The 3,868-nt window shown below is 63.7% G+C and carries 4 protein-coding genes; all 4 read right to left on the bottom strand.

Features of this window, described 5'->3' with window-relative positions:
* The coding region (locus NR126_RS28215; RefSeq protein WP_256832465.1) for a peptide ABC transporter ATP-binding protein at nt 1–974 on the bottom strand (974 nt) is incomplete at its 3' end.
* Nucleotides 974–1,942: an ABC transporter ATP-binding protein gene (locus tag NR126_RS28210; protein ID WP_218424821.1), complete on the bottom strand. Its 969-nt coding sequence runs from the start codon at nt 1,940–1,942 to the stop codon at nt 974–976. The genes NR126_RS28215 and NR126_RS28210, both read right to left, overlap by 1 nt.
* Nucleotides 1,943–1,952: 10 nt before the next feature.
* Nucleotides 1,953–2,864 carry an ABC transporter permease subunit gene (locus NR126_RS28205; protein ID WP_256832464.1) on the bottom strand — a complete coding sequence of 304 codons (912 nt, stop codon included), beginning with the start codon at nt 2,862–2,864 and terminating at the stop codon, nt 1,953–1,955.
* Nucleotides 2,865–2,874: 10 nt separating this feature from the next.
* The coding region (locus NR126_RS28200) for an ABC transporter permease subunit (RefSeq protein WP_256832463.1) at nt 2,875–3,868 on the bottom strand (994 nt) is incomplete at its 5' end.

Genomic DNA, 3,868 nt, shown 5'->3' with positions numbered 1-3,868 from the left:
GCCCCATCCACAAACTGCTCCGCGTAATGACACGCCACCTGCCGACTGTCCACCAACCGCAACGCCGGCTCTTCACTGCTGCAGCGCTGCGTCGCATACGGGCAGCGCTTGTGAAACGCACAACCCGGTGGCGGGTTCAGCGGGTTGGGCAGTTCGCCGACGATTTTGATTTTCGGCTTGTCCGGGTCCGGGTGGATGGTGGGGGTGGCGGACAGCAGCGCCTGGGTGTAGGGGTGCAGGGGGCGGGCGTAGATGTCGTGCTTGGGGCCGATTTCCACCGGGCGACCGAGGTACATGACCATCACGTCGTCCGCCACGTGTTGCACCACGGCGAGGTTGTGGGAGATGAACACGTAGCCGGTGTTGAACTCCTGCTGCAGGTCCATGAACAGGTTGAGCACCTGGGCCTGGATCGACACGTCCAGCGCCGAAGTCGGTTCGTCCGCCACCAGCACTTTCGGTTGCAGCATCATTGCCCGGGCGAGGGCGATCCGTTGGCGCTGGCCGCCGGAGAACATGTGCGGGTAGCGCTGGTAATGCTCGGGGCGCAAGCCGACCTGCTTCATCATCGCCTGAACTTTCTCGCGGCGTTCGGCGGCTGATAGTCGGGTGTTGATCAACAGCGGCTCTGCCAGTTGATCGCCGATTTTCTGTCGTGGATTGAGCGAAGCGTACGGGCTCTGGAACACCATCTGCACGTCTTTGCGCAGCTGCTTGCGCTGGGCCTTGTCGGCGCCGGCGACTTCCTGGCCGGCGATTTTCAGTGAGCCTGAGGACGGCTCTTCGATCAGCGTCAGGGCGCGGGCCAGGGTGGATTTGCCGCAGCCCGATTCGCCGACCACGGCCAACGTTTTGCCGGCCTCCAATTCGAACGACACGCCGTTCAGCGCGCGCACGGTGGCGTGGCCCTTGAACAGGCCACGGGAGACTTCGTAGTGACGGGTCAGGTCACGGGCGGTAAGGACGACGGCCATTACGCCACCTCCTGATTCAAGGGATAGAAGCAGCGGGCGAGGCTGTGGCTTTTCGGGTCGAGGGTCGGGCGCTGGGCGCGGCAGCTGTCCTGTACGTACGGGCAGCGCGGCGACAGCAGGCAGCCTTGGGGACGGTCGTAGCGGCCGGGGACGATGCCCGGCAAGGTCGCCAGGCGCGTCGAGCCGAGGCTGTGCTCGGGAATCGCCTTGAGCAGTGCCTCGCTATAAGGGTGCGCCGGGATATCGAACAACTGCGGCACCTGGCCGACTTCCACCGCCTGGCCGGCGTACATCACGCAGACGCGCTGGGCGGTTTCGGCGACGACGGCGAGGTCGTGGGTGATCAGCACCAGGCCCATGTCCTGCTCTTTTTGCAGGGCCAGCAGCAGGTCCATGATCTGCGCCTGAATGGTCACGTCGAGGGCGGTGGTCGGTTCGTCGGCGATCAGCAGTTTCGGTTCGCCGGCAATCGCCATGGCAATCGCCACGCGCTGGCTCATACCGCCGGACAGTTGATGCGGGTAGGCGTCCATGCGGCTGGCGGCGCCGGGGATCTCGACTTTTTCCAGCAGTTCGATGGCGCGTTTGCGCGCGGCGCGTCCGGACATTTTCAGGTGCAGGCGCAGCACTTCCTCGATCTGGAAACCGACGGTGTAGCTCGGATTCAGTGCCGTCATCGGGTCCTGGAAGACCATGGCCAGGTCCTTGCCGACGATCTTGCGGCGCTGGCGGTTGCTCAGCTTGAGCATGTCCTTGCCGTCGAAGCTCAGGGCGTCGGCGGTGACGATCCCCGGGTGTTCGATCAGGCCCATCAGCGCCATCATGGTCACGGATTTGCCCGAGCCCGACTCGCCAACGATGGCTAACACTTCACCCTTGTCGACATTGAGGTCGAGGCCGTCGACCACCGGCACGGCGGTCTTGTCGCCAAAGCGCACGTTGAGATTCTTGATTGCTAACAGTGACATGGGAATCTCCTCAGGCGGCGTTCTTGAGCTTCGGATCCAGCGCATCGCGCAGGCCGTCGCCCATCAGGTTGATTGCCAGCACGCTGAGCAAAATGGTCAAACCGGGCAGGCTGACGACCCACCAGGCGCGTTCGATGTAATCGCGGGCCGAAGCCAGCATGGTGCCCCACTCAGGGGTCGGCGGTTGCACGCCCAGGCCGAGGAAGCCCAGGGCGGCGGCATCGAGAATCGCCGAGGAAAAGCTCAAGGTGGCCTGGACGATCAGCGGCGCCATGCAGTTGGGCAGCACGGTGATGAACATCAGGCGCGGCAGGCCGGCACCGGCCAGGCGTGCGGCGGTCACGTAGTCGCGGTTCAGTTCGCCCATCACCGCAGCACGGGTCAGACGCACGTAGGACGGCAACGAGACGATGGCGATGGCAATCACGGTGTTGATCAGGCCAGGGCCGAGGATCGCGACAATGGCCACGGCCAGCAGCAGCGACGGCAGGGCGAGCATGATGTCCATCAGGCGCATGATGGTCGGGCCGAGCAGGCGCGGGAAGAAGCCGGCGAACAGCCCGAGGAGGATCCCCGGGATCAGCGACATAACCACCGACGACAAACCGATCATCAGCGACAGACGCGAACCCTGGATCAGTCGCGACAGCAGGTCACGACCCAGTTCGTCGGTGCCCAGCAGGAACTGTATCTGCCCGCCTTCGAGCCAGGCCGGCGGGGTCAGGAGAAAGTCGCGGTACTGCTCGCTGGGGTTATGCGGCGCAACCCAGGGCGCGAAGATCGCGCAGAAGATCACCAGCAGCATGAACATCAGCCCGGCCACGGCGCCCTTGTTGCGGGAAAACGCCTGCCAGAATTCTTTGTATGGGGATGGGTACAGCAGGCTTTGATCGACTGCTGACACTTGAGTTGGAGTAGTCATGGTCATGATCTCAGCGCTGGTGACGGATGCGTGGGTTGGCAAAGCCGTAGAGGATGTCCACCACGAAGTTGACCAGGATCACCAGGCAGGCGATCAGCAAAATGCCGTTTTGCACCACCGGATAATCCCGGGCGCCGATGGCCTCGATCAGCCATTTGCCGATGCCCGGCCAGGAGAAAATGGTCTCGGTCAGCACTGCACCGGCAAGCAGCGTACCGACCTGCAGGCCGACCACTGTCAGCACCGGGATCAGCGCGTTGCGCAGGCCGTGGACGAACACCACGCGCGCCGGCGACAGGCCTTTGGCCTTGGCGGTGCGGATGTAATCTTCGCGCAGCACTTCGAGCATCGAAGAACGGGTCATCCGCGCAATCACCGCCAGCGGGATGGTGCCGAGGACGATGGCCGGCAGAATCAGGTGGTGCAGGGCGTCGAAAAACGCGTCCGGCTCGTCGGCCAGCAGGGTGTCGATCAACATGAAACCAGTGCGCGGCTCAATGTCGTAGAGCAGGTCGATCCGCCCGGACACCGGGGTCCAGCCCAGGCTCACGGAGAAGAACATGATGAGGATCAGGCCCCACCAGAAGATCGGCATCGAATAGCCAGCGAGGGAAATCCCCATCACCCCATGGTCAAACAGCGACCCTCGCTTGAGCGCCGCAATCACCCCGGCCAGCAGGCCGAGGATGCTGGCGAACAACAGCGCAGCCATGGACAGCTCAAGAGTCGCCGGGAACAGCGAAGTGAACTCGGTCCACACGCTCTCGCGGGTACGCAGCGATTCACCCAGGTCGCCCTGGGCCAGTTTGCCGACGTAGTCCAGGTACTGGGCGTACAGCGGCTTGTTCAATCCAAGGCGTTCCATTGCCTGAGCGTGCATTTCGGGGTCGACACGGCGTTCGCCCATCATGACTTCCACGGGGTCGCCGGGGATCATGCGAATCAACGCGAACGTCAGCAGGGTGATGCCGAAGAACGTGGGGATCAGCAGTCCCAGTCGGCGG

The sequence above is a fragment of the Pseudomonas sp. Pse1 genome (genome assembly GCF_024519635.1).
Taxonomy (GTDB): domain Bacteria; phylum Pseudomonadota; class Gammaproteobacteria; order Pseudomonadales; family Pseudomonadaceae; genus Aquipseudomonas.
This window is presented reverse-complemented; position numbering and strand designations above follow the sequence as displayed.